Origin of the sequence: Chryseobacterium sp. 'Rf worker isolate 10', from assembly GCF_050753305.1 — a bacterium.
In the GTDB taxonomy this organism is placed as follows: domain Bacteria; phylum Bacteroidota; class Bacteroidia; order Flavobacteriales; family Weeksellaceae; genus Chryseobacterium.
The window spans coordinates 258,654-271,585 of sequence record NZ_JBOZOF010000005.1; the positions used below are offsets into that span (position 1 = coordinate 258,654).

13 protein-coding genes are annotated in these 12,932 nt (G+C 35.5%); 7 read left to right on the forward strand and 6 right to left on the reverse strand.

What is annotated here, in order from left to right:
• Positions 1-103 precede the first annotated feature (103 nt).
• From LKL37_RS20920 to uvrB, 3 genes are all read left to right on the forward strand, one after another.
• Positions 104-475: a BlaI/MecI/CopY family transcriptional regulator gene (locus LKL37_RS20920; protein ID WP_431612350.1), complete on the forward strand. Its 372-nt coding sequence runs from the start codon at positions 104-106 to the stop codon at positions 473-475.
• A 2-nt stretch (positions 476-477) separates the two neighbouring features.
• Positions 478-2,256, forward strand: a complete 1,779-nt coding sequence (locus LKL37_RS20925; protein ID WP_431612351.1) for a M56 family metallopeptidase — start codon at positions 478-480, stop codon at positions 2,254-2,256.
• A 133-nt stretch (positions 2,257-2,389) separates the two neighbouring features.
• The gene (uvrB, locus tag LKL37_RS20930) at positions 2,390-4,381 is read left to right on the forward strand and encodes an excinuclease ABC subunit UvrB (protein WP_431612352.1); all 1,992 of its coding nucleotides are present in this window, start codon (positions 2,390-2,392) and stop codon (positions 4,379-4,381) included.
• Positions 4,382-4,460: 79 nt separating this feature from the next.
• Here uvrB and LKL37_RS20935 read toward each other — a convergent pair whose 3' ends face one another.
• From LKL37_RS20935 to LKL37_RS20950, 4 genes are all read right to left on the reverse strand, one after another.
• Positions 4,461-4,697, reverse strand: a complete 237-nt coding sequence (locus LKL37_RS20935) for a DUF3820 family protein (protein ID WP_431612353.1) — start codon at positions 4,695-4,697, stop codon at positions 4,461-4,463.
• A gap of 11 nt (positions 4,698-4,708) precedes the next feature.
• A complete protein-coding gene (locus LKL37_RS20940; protein WP_431612354.1) occupies positions 4,709-5,785 on the reverse strand; it encodes an AI-2E family transporter in 1,077 nt (358 codons plus the stop codon).
• 14 nt (positions 5,786-5,799) lie between these two features.
• Positions 5,800-6,528, reverse strand: a complete 729-nt coding sequence (locus LKL37_RS20945; protein ID WP_431612355.1) for a beta-carotene 15,15'-monooxygenase — start codon at positions 6,526-6,528, stop codon at positions 5,800-5,802.
• 73 nt (positions 6,529-6,601) lie between these two features.
• A complete protein-coding gene (locus LKL37_RS20950) occupies positions 6,602-7,324 on the reverse strand; it encodes a hypothetical protein (RefSeq protein WP_431612356.1) in 723 nt (240 codons plus the stop codon).
• 48 nt (positions 7,325-7,372) lie between these two features.
• Here LKL37_RS20950 and LKL37_RS20955 point away from each other — a divergent pair, with 48 nt between their 5' ends.
• Both LKL37_RS20955 and LKL37_RS20960 read left to right on the forward strand, forming a co-directional pair.
• Positions 7,373-8,350 (forward strand): aminodeoxychorismate synthase component I, encoded by a 978-nt coding sequence (locus tag LKL37_RS20955; protein WP_431612357.1) that lies wholly within the window; start codon positions 7,373-7,375, stop codon positions 8,348-8,350.
• The gene (locus LKL37_RS20960; RefSeq protein ID WP_431612358.1) at positions 8,334-8,960 is read left to right on the forward strand and encodes an aminotransferase class IV; all 627 of its coding nucleotides are present in this window, start codon (positions 8,334-8,336) and stop codon (positions 8,958-8,960) included. Before LKL37_RS20955 ends, LKL37_RS20960 begins: the two co-directional genes overlap by 17 nt.
• A 2-nt stretch (positions 8,961-8,962) precedes the next feature.
• On the opposite strand, the gene menD is transcribed toward LKL37_RS20960, so the two are convergent.
• Complete coding sequence (menD, locus tag LKL37_RS20965; RefSeq protein WP_431612359.1) at positions 8,963-10,633, reverse strand: 2-succinyl-5-enolpyruvyl-6-hydroxy-3-cyclohexene-1-carboxylic-acid synthase; 1,671 nt, start codon at positions 10,631-10,633, stop codon at positions 8,963-8,965.
• A gap of 84 nt (positions 10,634-10,717) precedes the next feature.
• Here menD and LKL37_RS20970 point away from each other — a divergent pair, with 84 nt between their 5' ends.
• Positions 10,718-11,668 (forward strand): isopenicillin N synthase family dioxygenase, encoded by a 951-nt coding sequence (locus LKL37_RS20970; RefSeq protein ID WP_431612360.1) that lies wholly within the window; start codon positions 10,718-10,720, stop codon positions 11,666-11,668.
• Between the two features lie 116 nt (positions 11,669-11,784).
• Here the strand turns inward: LKL37_RS20970 and LKL37_RS20975 are convergent, their stop codons facing one another.
• Positions 11,785-12,036: a bacteriocin-like protein gene (locus tag LKL37_RS20975; protein WP_431612361.1), complete on the reverse strand. Its 252-nt coding sequence runs from the start codon at positions 12,034-12,036 to the stop codon at positions 11,785-11,787.
• Positions 12,037-12,263: 227 nt separating this feature from the next.
• On the opposite strand from LKL37_RS20975, the gene LKL37_RS20980 reads away from it, so the two are divergent.
• Complete coding sequence (locus tag LKL37_RS20980) at positions 12,264-12,425, forward strand: bacteriocin-like protein (protein ID WP_431612362.1); 162 nt, start codon at positions 12,264-12,266, stop codon at positions 12,423-12,425.
• Positions 12,426-12,932 lie beyond the last annotated feature (507 nt).

Here is a 12,932-nt window from a genome sequence, read left to right on the forward strand (position 1 = left end):
ATTATGATTAGGTATTTTAGAATGAATGGAAAAATAATGCCAATAAAGTTTGTGTATATTAATTTTTATTCTACATTTGTAGAATAAATTACAACATTGTAGAATGAAAGAGATTAAACTAACCGATTCTGAAAAAATCCTTATGGAAATTCTTTGGGAAAAGAAAGCCGTTTTCATGAAGGATATTCTGGATGCTTATCCGGAACCTAAACCCGCACCCACTACCACTGCAACGTTACTTAAAAGAATGCAGAATAAAGAACTGGTAGGCTATAAACTATATGGAAATTCCCGCGAATACTATCCAAAGGTAGAAAAAGGGGAATATTTCAAGGAAGAAATGACTTCCATGATTGATCGTTTTTTCAACAGCTCTGTAACACAGTTTGCCTCTTTTTTTACTTCCAATGCAAAACTCAGCCAAAAGCAACTGAAAGAACTCCGTGATATTATAGATGACCAGATAGAAGAATAGATATGACTGCCATCATTCTGAAAATAATTTTGTGCTCTTCTATTTTCATTGCCGTTTATTATCTGTTTTTGGAAAAAGAAAGAATGCACAGATTCAACCGGTTGTATTTATTAAGTTCATTGCTGCTATCCTATACAATTCCGTTTGTTACGATTACTCTGCCAAGCCAAAAACCAGCGGCAACTCCTCAACTGATCATTGAAGAAACTGCACAACAATTAGTTTTTATCCCACAGGAGCAGGAAAGTTTTAACTGGATGAATGTGGTATGGGGAATTTATATTATCGTCACTCTTTTTCTGTTGTTAAAAAGTCTTTTCTCTCTTCTGGCATTAAAAAGAATATCCGGAGAAAAGTATAGGTATCAGGGTCACAATGTGATAGTAACGAAAGAAAATCTTTCCCCTTTTAGTTTTTGGAATACAATCTACATGGGTGAAAACTATATGAATAACAACGTGATAGATCCAAGAATTTTTATTCACGAAAAGACCCATATCGAGCAAAAGCATAGTGCGGATCTATTATTTCTGGATATTCTAAAGATTTTTACATGGTTCAACCCCATTCTTTTTTTATACAAGAAAGCGGTAATAACCAATCATGAATTTTTGGCTGATGGAGCGGTTATGAAAGATAATTATAACATTAAAGAATACCAGCATCTTATTCTGGAAGAAATTCTCAGCCATCAAAATCCTCCTTTGACTCATTCATTTAATTTTAATAACACCAAAAAAAGATTTATTATGATGAATACAAAAAAATCAAAGTTTAGTCTGCTAAAGAAAACAATGGGCATCACAGTTCTTATTTCAACTTTAGCATTATTCTCTGAAAGAACATATGCCGGAAACTCCTCTCAGGTTCTTCTTTCTGAAAGAATAGCAGAAATACCTGCCCAAATTACGAGTCAGGATCCTTATCAGGAGTTCAAAGACATATTGGCAAAATATGCTGATCTTCTTAAACAAGAAAAATATGCAGCGTTTTCAAATAAAGTCACAGAAAATGATAAAAAAAGGCTTGGCGAACTGTATCCACTGCTCAATGAAAATCAGAAAAATGAGCAGAGGATCACTTTCTTCGCGATGCCTGAACTGAAAAAAAGAATTCCGACAGAAAATGAATTGAAGTCATTTTTAAACAAACAAAATTATGCTGTTTGGATTGATTCCAAAAAAATAGAAAACAGCAACTTGAAAAATTATACTCCGAATGACTTTTCAAATGTTTATATCAGCAAGGTTTATCCGAATGCCAGAACAACCCAAAATCCACAACCGTATCAGGTGACCTTAATGACACCTTCATATTATGAAAAGACCAAGGAAGAAGGAAAATCATCTGTTATAATGGGTTTCAAAAAACAGGGATTAAAAAAAGTTTCGGATACAATAATTCCAAGAGTGAACAGCATAAGCGAGGGTAAAAACACAGATACAGCCATCAATACTCAACAAAGCACTAACGAAACTCCGGCACAATATCCTGGAGGAGATAAGAACCTGAAAATCAGAATAGGCCAGGATATGGATGTAAGTAATTTGGGTGGCTACAACGGAACGATAACATCTATGGCATATATTCATATCAATGAGAATGGAAAAACAACTCAGGTAACCACTTCCGGAGAAAATGAAATTATGAATCGGGAACTTCTAAAAACAGTCACTGAAATCAGTAATGAAACCAGCTGGAAGCCTGCAATGAAAGATGGAAAAGCCATAGCCTCTGTATTAAAGGTCCCGGCAACACTCACTTTTGCCCGTCCACAATAATGAAAAGCGCTAATAATTAGCGCTTTTTTTATTTTAATAATTTCAGTTAAAAAATTATTATCAAAATATTCATCTCCAAAACATTATACTGCCTAATAATTTCTTTCGTATTTTTGTTATATACATACTTTCTATGGATTTTAAGCTTCAATCAGAATATAAACCTACCGGAGACCAGCCTCAGGCTATTGAAAAATTGACCGAAGGAATAGAGATCGGTGAGAAATATCAAACGCTTCTTGGGGTAACGGGTTCCGGAAAAACCTTTACTGTTGCGAATGTTGTAAAAAATGTTCAGCGCCCCACTTTAGTACTGGCACACAATAAGACGCTTGCCGCACAGCTCTTTATGGAATTTAAAGAATTTTTCCCGGAAAATGCCGTGGAATACTTTGTCAGTTACTATGATTACTACCAGCCCGAGGCTTATATTGCTACAACGGGAACTTATATTGAAAAAGACCTGAGCATCAATGAAGAAGTTGAAAAACTACGTCTTTCAGCAACCGCCAGTCTTCTTTCAGGAAGAAGAGATGTTTTGATTGTAGCGTCTGTTTCGTGTATTTATGGTATTGGGAATCCAACAGAATTTCATAAATCTTTAATTTCCATAGCGATTGGTGAAAAAGTGACAAGAACTGCACTTCTCCATTCATTAGTTAATGCATTATATGCCAGAACATTAAATGAATTCCAAAGAGGAACCTTTCGTGTGAAGGGAGATGTGATTGATGTTTTCCCTGCATATGCTGATAACGCAATCAGGATTCAGTTTTTTGGTGATGAAATTGAAAAGATTCAAAGTTTTGATCCTGTTACAGGAAATGTAGAAGATAATTTTGATCAGATACAGATTTACCCTGCTAATCTTTTTGTAACCTCAAAGGAAACTTTAAATGGAGCCATTAAAGACATTCAGGATGATATGGTAAAACAGGTGGATTTCTTTAGCTCTGTTGGGAAACCATTAGAAGCAAAAAGACTTCAGGAAAGAACCGAACTGGATCTTGAAATGATCAAAGAATTAGGTTATTGCTCTGGGATTGAGAATTATTCAAGATATCTGGACGGCCGCCTTCCGGGAACAAGACCTTTCTGTCTAATCGATTATTTCCCTAAAGACTTTTTAATGGTTATTGACGAAAGCCACGTTACCGTTCCGCAGGTTCATGCTATGTATGGAGGTGACCGAAGCAGAAAAGAAGCATTAGTAGAATATGGATTCAGACTTCCGGCTGCAATGGATAACAGACCTTTAAAGTTTGAAGAATTTGAAGCCATTCAAAATCAGGTTATTTATGTTTCTGCAACGCCTGCAGATTATGAACTGGAAAAAACGGGAGGAGCTTATATTGAACAAATTATCCGGCCTACCGGACTTCTTGACCCTATTATTGAAGTAAGGCCTTCATTAAATCAAATTGATGATTTAATGGAAGAAATCCAGAAAAGATCTGATGTTGATGAAAGAGTACTGGTTACTACTTTAACAAAGAAAATGGCAGAAGAACTTACAAAATACTTCACCAAATTCGGAATCAGAACAAGATACATTCATTCGGATGTTGAAACACTGGAACGTATTCAGATCATGCAGGATCTTCGTTTAGGACTTTTTGATGTATTGATTGGGGTTAACTTATTAAGAGAAGGTTTAGATTTACCTGAGGTTTCATTGGTTGCCATTCTGGATGCTGACAAAGAAGGAATGCTGAGAAGCAGAAGATCAATGATTCAAACCGTAGGACGTGCCGCAAGGAATGTGAACGGAAAAGCGATCATGTATGCCGATAAAATCACGAAATCTATGCAGGCTACTTTGGATGAGACAGAATACCGCCGTGCAAAACAGATGCAGTATAATGAAGATCATGGAATGAAGCCCACAGCTCTAAATAAAAAGATTTCTGAAAATCTTGTCGGAAGAAGCAAGGATTTCCCTGATCAAAAATACACCCAAAAAGAAATCATGCAAAAGGTGGCCGAAACAAAAGCAACCTATGCAAGTGAAGATATAGAGAAAATGATTGAGCAAAAGCAAAAAGAAATGGAAGCTGCAGCGAAAAACCTTGATTTCATTAAGGCCGCTAAGCTGAGAGATGAAATTTTAGCTTTGAAAGCTTAAACAAGATTGATATAAAAAAGTTTCGGCGGCATCTTTGATGCCGCCGAATCTATATACTGAAATAGTTATATTTTAATTTTTACGATCCATTCCTTACTGCTGCTCTGATAGGTGTCAAAAGATCCATCAGACCATTCAATTTGATCTCATAAACCGTTGAAAGCTGCATTCCCAGTTTTCCCTTTGGCATTCCGTTTTTGTTGAACCATTCCAGGTAGCTGATCGGAAGATCAATCAGAACTGTTCCTTCATACTTACCGAACGGCATTTTCATTACACAGATTTCTTTTAATATTTCGGGATTGAGTCCTTCCACTTTTTATATAATTAAATTAATTTTTCTTTAATATCATCCTGTCCGGGAAGTTCAAGATCCGGAGGAGCATCTTCATCCGAAAATTCATTCCTGTATACCTGAACCAGAAGAAGAGTCAGTGAGATCAGAATAGGCCCGAAAATAAGCCCCATAAAGCCAAACAGATTCATTCCCATGATGATTCCAAATACGGTATTCAATGGGTGGATGTTTTCCAGTTTCTTTAAAAGGGTAAAGCGAAGAAGATTATCGGTAAGCCCTACCACCACAAGACAGTAAATCGCTAATCCCACACCTTGTCCGGTATTGCCCTCAGCGATCATAAAGATACACACAGGAACATACACAATAGCAGTTCCCACAACAGGAATTACTGACGCGGCAGCCGTTAATGCAAAAAGAAGTACTGCTCCCGGCGCTCCAAAAATAAGATAACCGATAAGCGCTACAATCCCTTGCCCTACTGCTACAACAGGAATACCAATAGCATTGGCCATGATCAGTTTTCTCATTTTATCGCCAATCAAAGAAATGTTGGCTCTCTTCAATGGTGCAGAAGAAGTCAGAATCTTTTCGAAGAGTCTCGGCCTCTCAAGCATAAAATAAAGAATAAAATACATAGACATCACTACGGTAAGCGTATTGAAAGTACCACTGACTGCAGATGTAGAAACTTTTCCTACATTATCTTTCAATTTTGCCATATTCTCTTTGCTCAGAATATCAAATCCTGTTTTAGAGAAAATATAAGAATGTATTTTATCCAGGAAAACATTGAATTTAGCCATATAGGCCTGTGCATTTCCCAGCTTATCAATAATCAGATCGGCAATAAAATAGATGGGAAGAATAAGAACAATAAGACTTGCAAACATTAATGCAAAAGCGGCCAATGACGGTTTCCATTTTTTTTCTTCCTGAAGGTAAAAATTATATCTCCTGCATACTACATAAATGGTAATCGCTCCCAGAACCGAGGGAATAAACAATGCGAGATTAAAACAGATCAACCCTGCCAAAACCAGAATAATGGCCAGCAACGACATCTGCTTTATCGCAACACTGCTTATTTGTTTGTCCTTATTCATTGTGTATTTTATATTTATTTACTGTACATAATTTGTCTTGGTTTTCCTAAGAAAGCACAATACGTAGAGTACATTACAATCATAATAAACGGAGCCGTTAAGATAACCCCTATTCCGCAAAGGACAACCCCTGCAATAGAAATTAGAAATCCTAAAAATCCGGTTAATAAGAAAGTTCCATAGTTTTCTTTAGCAATATTGAAAGACTTTGACAAAGCATCTGTAGCAGAAGCATTTTCAAATAATAAAATCGGATATCCTATTAAAAGGAAAGGATATACAAAAATGATAGGCAATACACACAATGCCAGAGCAATTGAGGAAATAACCCAGGCAAGAAGACTGTAAATCAAAATGTTTACAAAATTCTGGCGGTATCCGATAAAAAGATCAGAAAACTCAATCGGGGTTTTTGTATTGTATTTATTCACCATATAGATCAATCCTACATACAAAGGTGATAATAAAAGTCCAAAAAGGCTGGAAGCTCCCATATACAAAGGAAGGCCCGGAGTACTCCAATAATTAAAGTCACCTCCTGAAGATTTCATTTCTTCCACCATAGAAGCAGAGTCAAATCCTGTAAGCATTTGAATGAGGGATCCTCCAAGCAGGTAAATAATCATAGCTACGATTCCGTAACCAAAAACGCCTTTGTACATTTCAAAAGCATGAGAAATTATCGACCCCGTATCTCTGTTGGGCACAGAGCCTTGTTGATCAAATTCGTTAAATTCAGACATAATTTAAATATTTAATGATTTTACCAAATTTAGTTTTTTTTAGCAAAAGAATACATTAAACATCAATGAAATTTTAACTTTTCTCCGAAAAAACCGTTTTATAAAGAGAGTAAATCATCGCATTCCAGAAAGGAAATGTGAAAAGACCACCAATTAAAAATAAAGCAAAACCCAAATACTTGAATAGAAATGCAACGATTACGCATACCATTATTTCAACGAAGTACATTTTAAGAGCTTTAAAATTCAGGGAGATTGCTTCGAAGATTCTTTTATTGGTAAAAAACATAAGCGGAGCGACAAATAGTGTCACTGCCACCCAAATTATCGCCAGCACAACAGTAGGAATGGTAAATCTGTAAACAAAGAACCAGAAAAGGAAATACCCTACATACTTAAAAAAGTTAAGCCCATTGTATCCTGCAAAAAGATCTCCTATTACAATATTTTCTTTAAGGTCAAGCTTACGGAAGATCTGGAACATTCCAAGATTTAGCGGATAAAGAAATGCTGTGGTTCCCCAGATTGCCAGGGTAAACATCTGATAATTTTCAGTAGCCGTTATTGCCTCCATTTTTTTCAAATAAACCTGAGTTCCTTGCAGAAAGGCTTCCTGCAATTCCTTGTTATAAGAAAAAACATCGTACTTCTCTCCGAAAAGCATCACTGCGGTAAGTAATATTCCAAAAAAGATGATGGAAAACATCAACTGAAAAACGAGTGTTTTATTCCAATAAAAAAAAGCCTGCTTCAATATAAAATCTATTCCCGGTTTCTGAGGATATTTGTTCTGCATCATAAAAAAATTTATGCAAAAGTAAACATCAATAAGTACTTTTGCAGAATGTTTTCAGTGAATCATCAAAAATTTATGGAAATGGATGAGCTTTCTCTTCAGAAGGTTCCCTATTTTTTCGTAATCGACTTTCTCTCAGAGAATGTTGAAATATACCAGGAACAGGAAATTAAAAAAGAAGGTTTAATGATTGATTTTCAAGAGATTTCAAAGACAAAAGAAACACATGCGCTAGACAAAAAAGTAATCTGGAAATCATTTCCCGAAACCTTAGAAAGCTTTAAAATGGGTTTTGATAAAGTTCAGGAAAATATTCGTTTAGGAAACTCTTATTTAGTAAATTATACTAGAAAGACGAAGATAGAGACGAATTTAACCTTAGAAGAAATTTTTTATCACTCAAATGCGAAGTATAAAGTATTTTATAAAGATTTTTTTGTATTTTTTTCTCCTGAAACTTTTGTAAAGATCGTTGACGGAAAAATTTTCACTTATCCTATGAAAGGTACGATTGATGCATCCATTGAAAATGCACCAGAAATCCTGAAAAATGATAAAAAGGAAAAAGCAGAACATTACACCGTAGTAGATTTGCTAAGGAATGATCTGAGCATGGTGGCAGATGATGTAAAGGTGGATCAGTTCCAGCATATTGAATTCATCAAAACCCAACAGAAGGATCTGTATGCAATGAGTTCTGAGATTTCAGGAATGATAAAGCCTGAATTTGACGGGAAAGTAGGAAGTATTATGAAGAAACTTCTTCCTGCAGGCTCTATTTTAGGAGCACCCAAACCTAAAACACTGGAAATCATTCTGGATGCAGAAGAATATGACAGAGGATATTACACAGGAGTTTGCGGCTGGTTTGACGGTCAGAATGTAGATAGCTGTGTAATGATACGCTTTATTGAAAAAGAAGGAGATCAACTCTATTTCAAAAGCGGAGGCGGTATAACGCACATGAGTAAATTAGAAGACGAATATCAGGAAATGAAAAATAAAATCTATGTCCCAATTCATTGAAAGCATTAAAGTAGAAGATCAGGAGATTTTTCTATTGGATCTACATCAGAAACGTGTCAATCAAACATTTTCCCATTTCGGAAAAGAAGACTCTATTGATCTGGCTAAGATCTATAAAAATCTGCAGCATGATGAGGATGGTCTTTTCAAGCTAAGAATTGCCTATGATCTTGACAAAAGAATCAGGACACAGATGATTCCTTATGCAATTCCGGAAATACAGGATTTCAAACTGGTGGAAAATAACAGTTTTGATTACTCGTTCAAATTCGAAGATCGTAAAGAACTGGATAAAATGAAGATGAAAGCGAAAGCTGAAGAAATTATCATTGTCAAAAACAATCATATTACTGATACTTCTTTCTCTAATATCTTATTTTTAAAAGGAAAAGACTGGTTCACACCTTCTACTTATTTACTAAACGGAGTGCAGAGACAGCATCTTTTAAAGCAGAAAAAGATCAAAGAAACGGAGATTACTTTACAGAACATAAAGCAATTCACCCATTTCCAGATCATTAATGCGTTGAATGATTTCGATGATATGTTTATCTATTCTATCGACAGAATTATCAATCTGCCGGGGAATGAAGAATATCTTGATCTTTAAGCTTATTTCATAAATTCAAAATACGACTTCAGCACATCTGCGCTATTCTTCCCGTGAGTATTTACTTCCAGGATTTTTGGCTGTGCATCAGGTTTGAAGAAATTCTCAAGAACTCTGTCTAATGTAATTTCATCCTCTACCCTGATATAGGAGAATCCGAAATGTTTTGCCAGGGATTCTGCATTCTTACGGTGTTTTGTCGCGATAAACTCATCCAGGGTATTCGGGTTGGCGTTTCCAGGTCCCGGAATGATTTTAAAGATATTTCCTTCACCGTTATTGAAGATCATAATTCTTACAAACGGCGGAATATATTGATTCCAAAGTCCATTGATATCATAAAAGAAACTTAAGTCTCCTGTGATTAATAAAGTTGGATTTTCATTTTTGATAGCAAATCCCATTGCCGTGGAAGTAGAGCCATCTATACCGCTGGTTCCTCTGTTACAATACATTTTTCTCTTTCCAAAATCAAACAGCTGTGCATATCTGATCCCTGAGGAGTTACTGAAATGAATATTATAATTTTCAGGAATTGTTTGCGAGGCCTTATTGAAGAAATAAAAATCCGAGAACTCAATAGTATTTAAAAACAGTTCGTGTTTAGCATCTTTTTTATCCCTTAAAACATCCCAAAGATTAAAATAAGGTCTAGGCTCCAGATTAATAAATTTCAACAGTTTTGAGAAGAAAACTTCTGGTTTTACCTCTATCTTTTCTGTCAGTGAAAAGTAAGTATCGGGCTGCCATACTTCATCCAGGTGCCAGTGCTGTTTCGGGCGGGCACTTCTCAGGAATTGTTTTACCTTTTTGGAAACTACGTTCTGTCCTATTGTAATCAACAGGTCAGGAGCATATGTTTTATAATCTTCTTCCGTAAAGTTGAAGATATAACGATCTATATGTCTGAAGAACTTTTCATGATGCAGATTTGAGTTGGCCTCACTTAATACAACAACAGAATGGTTTTTTACCAATTGCGTTAATTGGTTTTCCAATTCCGGGCTGTAATCTCTTGTTCCCACCAATAACATAATTCTCTGTGAAGTATGCCATTCTGCAACCAGATTGGAGGGAATTTCGTATTCTTTATGCTTGAGTGTTTTTTCCACAGTAGGAAAAGTTGGAAGTTCTGACACCAATTCATACAAAGGCTCTTCCAGAGGAATGTTGATATGTACTGGTCCCTGCTTTTCAAAGCAAAGTTCAATTGCTTTTTTAATAATATCGAAATTAATATCTTCTGCATTTTCCTGGCTGTCTTCTAAAAGCTGAAAGTCACCATAGGAATGCTGATGAAAAACATCCTTCTGTCGTATCGTCTGACCATCAAATATATCAACAAAATCAGTCGGTCGATCTGCCGTCAGTACCAAAAGTGGTATATTCTGATAGAAAGCTTCAGTAATCGCCGGATAATAATTCACTACCGCTGATCCGCTGGTACAGGTAATCGCTGCAGGCTTTTTCTCACTTTTTGCCATTCCCATTGCCACGAAAGCAGCACTTCTTTCGTCTACAATACTGTAACAGTTGAAACTATCTACCTCTGAAAAATGGATGGCCAAAGGAGCATTTCTTGACCCCGGAGAAATTACGATATCTGCAATTCCGTACTGCTGAAGAAGATGTGCAAGTATTTGGATACTTCTCTTAGAAGAATATTTTTTCATACAGCAAATTTAACTTATAAATAATGATTTTAAAATCATTTAAATCAAAAAAAATGTAATTTTGCTATTCGTAAATTTCTAAAAATGGATAAAATACCTAGTGTAGACCTGCGTGATTTCCTTTCGGACAACCCGGAACGCAAACAGAAATTTGTAAATGAAATCGGAAAAGCTTATGAAGAAATTGGTTTTGTAGCCTTAAAAGGCCACTTTCTTGATGACAATCTAGTAGATGATTTGTATGGTGAGGTAAAAAACTTTTTTGAACAGCCAGTGGAAACGAAACAGAAGTATGAGATTCCAGGAATTGGTGGCCAAAGAGGTTATGTAGGATTCGGTAAAGAAACTGCAAAAGGTTTCAAAAAAGGAGACTTAAAAGAATTTTGGCACTTTGGACAGTATCTGTCTGATGATTCAAAATACAAAACTGAGTATCCGGACAACGTAATTGTTGATGAACTTCCAAAGTTTAATGAAGTAGGTAAAGAAGCCTTCCAAATGCTTGAGAAAACAGGGCAGTATGTTCTAAGAGCTTTAGCATTGCACCTTGGTTTAAATGAATTTTATTTTGATGACAAGATCGCAGAAGGAAATTCTATTTTAAGACCAATTCACTATCCGCCAATCAAAGAAGAACCGGATGATGCTGTAAGAGCAGCTGCTCACGGGGACATCAACCTTATTACTCTTTTAATGGGAGCACAGGGAAAAGGTCTTCAGGTTCAAAACCACAACGGAGAATGGATTGATGCTATTGCAGAACCAGATGAACTGATGATCAATGTTGGGGATATGCTTTCAAGACATACCAATAACAAGTTGAAATCTACCATCCACAGAGTGGTAAACCCACCAAGAGAAATGTGGAGTACTTCAAGATATTCAATTCCTTTCTTTATGCATCCTATCAGTGCAATGTCTTTAAATGCTCTTGAGAACTGTGTAGATGAAAACAATCCAAAATTATACGAAGATACTACTGCCGGAGAATTCCTGCATGAAAGATTGATCGAACTGGGATTGATTAAAAAATAAAAAGAAACGGCTGTCTCCAACTAGAGGCAGCCGTTTTTATTATATTATTTATTAGAAAAGTGTACATGGCCATTGTACAACAATCCAACATATACTATCCTGTAATACAGTAAAATTCAGGACATGGGGTAGATTGCGTGAAAAGTTCCCCATGGACAGATACAGGTATATGTATCACCACCACCTCCAGGATTTCCTCCTCCACCCGGATTTCCACTGTCAGGGGCGCATTTTCCTCCTAAACAGATTTCTCCTGCAGAGCAGCCACCTTCTCCCGGTCCTCCACCTTCAATACAATAAGCCGGAAAATTAATTCCTGCAACAATAATTCTCTTGTCTTCTCTTGAAAGTTTTTTTAGATTTTTCATAGTTTTTGATTTTTGGTATTTCCTACTCTATAAGCTTTTCGGATAACGCTAAATTAAAAATAGTATTTATTTCATTAATAATCAAATATTTAAATAAAATTCAAACTTTATACAGTATCTTTTTCAATTAATTATATTAAATTTTATTTTTTAATGCGATACATGTTGTTTAATTAAAAATATTTTGATTAAATTTACTTTACATACAAATTTTTAATTAAAACAATATGAAAAATTTAAAAAAACTACAAAAAGGCCAATTAAAAAACATTTCCGGAGGAGCTAATCTTCCTGAAACAGATTTTTGCATGTATTATTGCAGCGGAGTTATAGTATGCGCTACCTGCAGTGATGATTTCAAATGTCCGGATACGAACAGTGATATGTAAGCTTTACAATCACAATGTCATAAAATTTGAACCGTTTCTGTACAGAAGCGGTTTTTTTCTTTTTTTTGGATTAAAATAAAGTGGATTATAACTTATTAGATATTAGTTACCAGACCTAAGTGAGTTTTTGAGATGATAAGCGATTTATGGGCTTAAAATGACAGGATAAAGCTGTTAGTATTAGCAGTGGTTATGTTGAGCTGAGTCGAAGCATTTTAATTAAGAAGAATCATTTTTCTGCTATTTTAATTTATGAAAGAGCTTTGTTTAGACTCCTTCGGAGTGGCAATGATGTGGGATAGAGAATAGAGGATGGAGTCTGGAAGGAAGGAGGAGAGAAAAATAAAAGTTTGTTTGTTGTTAGCAAAGATTATTGATTAAATATTTCCTATCACCTAATCCCTGCTGCCTACCATATAGATATAGGTATAAAACAAAAAAATCCTTTATCATCAGATAAAGGATTTTTTAAAAATAAAATAAAAACTGGCGGCGGCCTACTCTCCC

What these genes read in the sequence shown, in the direction of transcription:
- LKL37_RS20960 (WP_431612358.1), top strand. Translation starts at nt 8,334, where the DNA reads ATGTCCCAATTCATTGAAAGCATTAAAGTAGAAGATCAGGAGATTTTT.
- LKL37_RS20920 (WP_431612350.1), top strand. Translation starts at nt 104, where the DNA reads ATGAAAGAGATTAAACTAACCGATTCTGAAAAAATCCTTATGGAAATT.
- LKL37_RS20975 (WP_431612361.1), bottom strand. Translation starts at nt 12,036, where the DNA reads ATGAAAAATCTAAAAAAACTTTCAAGAGAAGACAAGAGAATTATTGTT.
- LKL37_RS20980 (WP_431612362.1), top strand. Translation starts at nt 12,264, where the DNA reads ATGAAAAATTTAAAAAAACTACAAAAAGGCCAATTAAAAAACATTTCC.
- LKL37_RS20955 (WP_431612357.1), top strand. Translation starts at nt 7,373, where the DNA reads ATGTTTTCAGTGAATCATCAAAAATTTATGGAAATGGATGAGCTTTCT.
- LKL37_RS20925 (WP_431612351.1), top strand. Translation starts at nt 478, where the DNA reads ATGACTGCCATCATTCTGAAAATAATTTTGTGCTCTTCTATTTTCATT.
- LKL37_RS20970 (WP_431612360.1), top strand. Translation starts at nt 10,718, where the DNA reads ATGGATAAAATACCTAGTGTAGACCTGCGTGATTTCCTTTCGGACAAC.
- uvrB (WP_431612352.1), top strand. Translation starts at nt 2,390, where the DNA reads ATGGATTTTAAGCTTCAATCAGAATATAAACCTACCGGAGACCAGCCT.
- LKL37_RS20940 (WP_431612354.1), bottom strand. Translation starts at nt 5,785, where the DNA reads ATGAATAAGGACAAACAAATAAGCAGTGTTGCGATAAAGCAGATGTCG.
- LKL37_RS20945 (WP_431612355.1), bottom strand. Translation starts at nt 6,528, where the DNA reads ATGTCTGAATTTAACGAATTTGATCAACAAGGCTCTGTGCCCAACAGA.
- menD (WP_431612359.1), bottom strand. Translation starts at nt 10,633, where the DNA reads ATGAAAAAATATTCTTCTAAGAGAAGTATCCAAATACTTGCACATCTT.
- LKL37_RS20950 (WP_431612356.1), bottom strand. Translation starts at nt 7,324, where the DNA reads ATGCAGAACAAATATCCTCAGAAACCGGGAATAGATTTTATATTGAAG.